At 51.2% G+C, this 4,622-nt stretch carries 1 protein-coding gene; it reads right to left on the minus strand.

All coding sequences use genetic code 11. From position 1 onward, the window contains the following. A partial coding sequence (locus KDK16_RS11690; RefSeq protein WP_257276250.1) for a calcium-binding protein occupies positions 1-4,622 on the minus strand: 4,622 nt, incomplete at both ends.

Below are 4,622 nucleotides of genomic sequence, written 5' to 3' on the forward strand. Positions count from 1 at the left end.
CGTCTGGCAGCTTACTGTGACTAATGGATGATGACTCTCATAGTCATCCCAGGCAACGGGCCACAACTGACCCAACGTCATGCCCAGGGGAAAATGGTTCCCGCCAAAGAACAGCATCAACTGCCCCTGACGTTCCAGCACCCTGACATCCTCAAGTCTTGCCCTGTTGAGGATTTTTGGTGGTTTGGGAAAATCGCGGGTGAGCGACCAAAGGTCTTCCGACAGCAGAACCCGATGATTGAGTTCGATACGCTCAACCCGGTTTAAATGATTGCTATTAAAATAACCCTGATAGCGTCTCCGATCCGAAATGCCGGTCAAAGAAGCGGTTTCCAGGCTTTCGCCATCCTTGAAAAGATAAATCAACAAATCATCATTCTGTTTGCGAAAAACAGCCTGGTTATCCCGATTAACCTTCACCACCAACAAGTCGGCACGCCCCGGAGCCTCGACAATCTCACTGTAACCATCGCCCTGCTGAAACAACCCCTTTTTGCTGTTGTCATCCGCGACAAAGATGTGTCTGCCATCGGCTACAGGAACCATACCCGGTAAACGTTCAACGGACTTGAGCCAGGAACGGACAGTCTCCTGACCATCAAGGTAGTGCCTGTCACCCAACTCCAGGTAGTCTGGACAATCGGTCAGGGCCACCTCAATCGAATCACACTCAGACGACAGCTTCAGCAGATTTCCGCTGGGGGATTTGGCCAGCTGGCTAATGGCTTCCTCTGCCATCGAATGATCGACCACCATCAGCCCGGCAACAGTCAAAGTGGCGTTACTGGGATTTTGAGTGCCCAGCGCCACCGCTTCCCGACCCAAAAAATTCATGGGCCTGATCATTCGTTTTGGCACCTCAACCCTGACGCCTTGCAACACGTTTTTCCCATCTTTATAAATGTCCACAAGGCCTGCACGATTGACCCGCAGCGTCAGGTGCACCCACTGGCCATCCTGAAAAAAATCAGGGACCCGCTTATGTAAGATAGTTTCAGCAGCAGCATCGGAAAATGTCAGTACCAGATCATCACGGTTGGTTTTATCCACCCTGATGCCATGACGACCAACGGCATCAGCAAAATAAATAATGGGAAGAAAGGCCTGGTCCAGACCAGAAACCCGCAACTGTAATGACAGTGTCATGGCTCCACCCGTCACTAAGCCCGGTATTTCCAGCCATTGACTTCTTTCAGTTAACTGCCGGGCATTCTTGAAGCCTGCACTGTTTTCACCAGTAAGGGCCCCGCCATGGCTGACCAGTTGCCCTGGCTCAACGGAATGCCAGTTAGTGGCCCTGAGCTGTTCTGGCGGAGATGGCAAAGAGAGCCCGAAGGTTTGCGATTGATCCGAATCAAAACTGACAAACACTTTGGCCTGTTTACCCGCAGCAAGCCGGTTATGGCCTGGTCCCGGATAGACGTCCGCTGTTGCGTTGCGAACCAGGAAAGTATCATGGCCCTCTTCACCGTAGAGCTTATAGTGGCAACCGGGAACCCCTTCAGTCTGGTTGAGTTTCCCGCAACCCAGTGCCATCAAGTCATCATTACCGATGCCGGAACGAACGACCTCATCGTCAGCCTCTGCAATCATGATGTTGTCCAGTCGGATATCCCTTATCAACCGGTCCTGATAAAAAAGCTTTAAACCTTGCTTGGTCAGGGGAGCGGCAGTGGTTTTGTTGCCTTTTGCTGTATCCTCAATGCGCAGATAAGGAAAATGCTGATGGAGTGCTTCGACGAAATGCCCGGTGTCCAGGCTGCCATCAGGACGAACTCTTCTTGGCACAGCGTCCATGGTGAGGGTGACCCAGTAATATCCCTGGTCTTGAAAGTACAGCTCACTGAAATTCCCATTCAGTACCAGCCCGATGTTGTCAAAAGTGGCTCCTTCGCCCCTGAGCATCAGCATATTGCCATTATCCGGGTCAGAAATTTCTGTCCCCCTGGCTTGCCAGTCGACGAGATAAAAATCCTTGCCTTTATCGCCCATCAGCCGGTCTGCATCCTGATCCGCAATCATTTTATCATCGCCGGGGCCGCCATAATGGACATCGAAACCTGCTCCTCCCAGCGTGGTCGTGCCCTGGCTATCGTTACGGCGGCTGGCATGGAGTATGTCATCGCCTTTTCCACCTCTCAGGGTTGCCCCTTCAGACAGATCCACCAGGCGGTCATTGCCATCAGCTCCACTGGCTAAAGTTTTGGCTAACGTCAGGAAAAGGACATCGTCACCTTTGCTGCCAAACAGATTTTCAATGTCGTATAACTGATCCTTGATGCCTCGCGGTTCGGGTAAAGTTGGATTCTCCCCATAACGAAAGACGACAAAGCCTGAACGACAGGTGGCGGAAACATTGGTTGCCCCTCCAGCGGTGTCGTCATTTGGACAGGGTAATCCGGCCTGTTCGGCATAGCCTGACCAATCCGAACCAAACCAGGTGGTGGCATTAAACCAGGTGGTGCCATTGAACCAGCCCTGACCGTCTGACAGTGCCCGGTAATCCTGCAGGGCCATCACACCCATGGTGCCGGGGGGTAATACCAGGGCCTGATAATCGACGGTATCCGTGCCATTACCGCCAGCAACCAGGTGGGTTCCTTCAGACAGCAGAAAGTGATCATTGCCGCCTCTGCCATAGACTTTCTGGTTGTCACCTGCCCGGGGAGTGAGCACATTATCAAGCTCATTGCCGTAAAGGGTATCGTTAGCAATACTGCCAGTGACCCGCTCAAATCCCCCAAGATCAAATACCTTCCCGGTTCCAATCCTGCCCTGGCCAGCTTCCAGGTCCACCCAGACGCCCTGACGCGTTTCAAACACCAGGGTATCGTTGCCGCTGCCCCCCTTCAGGCTGGGGCTTGCCGGTTCCTGCCCGGAATCCAGGACCACAACCAGATCATCTCCTCCGCCCATATCCACAGTATCGCTACCACCGCCCGTGGTGTACTGCTCGTTATCGTCCGATCCGGAATAGCGATCGCCATTGCCAGTACCAACAATATGGTCAATGCCGGTAAACCGGTCTGAAAATGATTTATCGGGATACTGTCTGTCACTGGCTTTCCAGACATGACGAACGCTGCGGCTGGCCATATCCACCGAAATAGAATCCAGTGTATAGGGAATAAAGGGCCGGTTTTTCAGCCAGGTCTGGGTCATCACCTGATACAAAAGCGTGTCGTATCCAGAGCCGGCGGTGATATTGTTATTTCCCATTCCAACGGAGAACTGGTTATCCCCGCCCATGTCAATTAAATGATTGTTGCCGCTGCCCCCGATAAGTTTATTATTTTCACCGGGGTTTCCTGTTATCGTGTCATCACCATCCTGGGTAATCAGGGTATTGACATTCTGCACCTGCAAACGCCCATCTTTTTTATAGGTTAAATCGATGGTCACTGATGGCGAATCAATGGTTGAGAATTCAACCTGCCATTTGGACTGGCATTTTTTCCTGTACGTCGTGGTGCCCTCTTTTGTGTTGTCTTCACGTGCCCACTTCAGGTCAACATCAACGGTGGTAGTAGAAATAAGCGGCTCCAGACTGGCGTCCATAGATACACCCTGAACAATACCTCCCCAGTTTATGGTTGCCTCTCCTTTGATAAAGTCAGCCAGTGCCACTTTTTTTACTTTCTGCTTCCCCTCCAAATCAAACGACAACTGAAACACGCTATCCTTGGAAAACTTGTCTTCAGACTTTATTCTTGTCTTGCCTTTGGCGTCATCATAGACACCCAAAACCTTTAGCTTTAATGCATTATTGGCAAGATCCACCACCAGCTGGACAGGTGCAAAATCTGTGCATTGGAGTTCCGCCGAGGGTAACAAAGCGGGTTGAGCAACAGTGGGTCGAGCAAAAAATTGAGGGACAACAATTGCCAGATGTGGGAACAGTGCAAACTCTGTTGTTGACTGCGTGCGCGGAGCAACCGTAGAAGCCGACCATTGCTTGAATTTCAAAGTAACACGGGGCCGCAGATCACTGATGAGCCGATTATTGCCTCCTCCGCCCTGAATCCGATGCTGGGTGTGAGTGGTATCCGAAAAATAAATTTCATCATCGCCTGTGCCACCCTCGACAATATGATTCCCAGCCTTCAGGAAAACCTTATTACTGCCTTTATCCAACCGGATTTCCGTGCGCCCACCATCAGCCAGTACAGTGTCATTACCCCCGCGGGTATACACCAGGTTATGGCCAGCCCTGGGAATAAAGGTCGTGCTTTCATCATTCCCCTTTATGATATCGTCATAATCGGTTCCCTCGAAGACTTCGACATTGACATACACATCTCCCCCATTTTTATCCGACAAATGACTTCTATCTAGGGTCAGGTCAATGGTCAAGCCCTGTTTACTTCGGGCGTATGAGACCCTGTCAACATCAGGGCCGCCATCGACGTATTTACGGCTTTTCTCTGAGGCTTCAATAGAGATCGTATCCCGCCCAGCCCCGCCATAGACCTCATCAAACTCACTCCCGGTCACAAACCGGTCATTGCCAGATAATCCCTTGAAGAAATTACGGCCACTCTGACCTACCATCAAATTGTTCTGGTCATCGCCGATTATTTTGGTGCTGTAAGCACTGCCAACCACGTTTTCAATATTTTTGA

It is taken from the genome of Endozoicomonas sp. SESOKO4 (genome assembly GCF_024606275.1).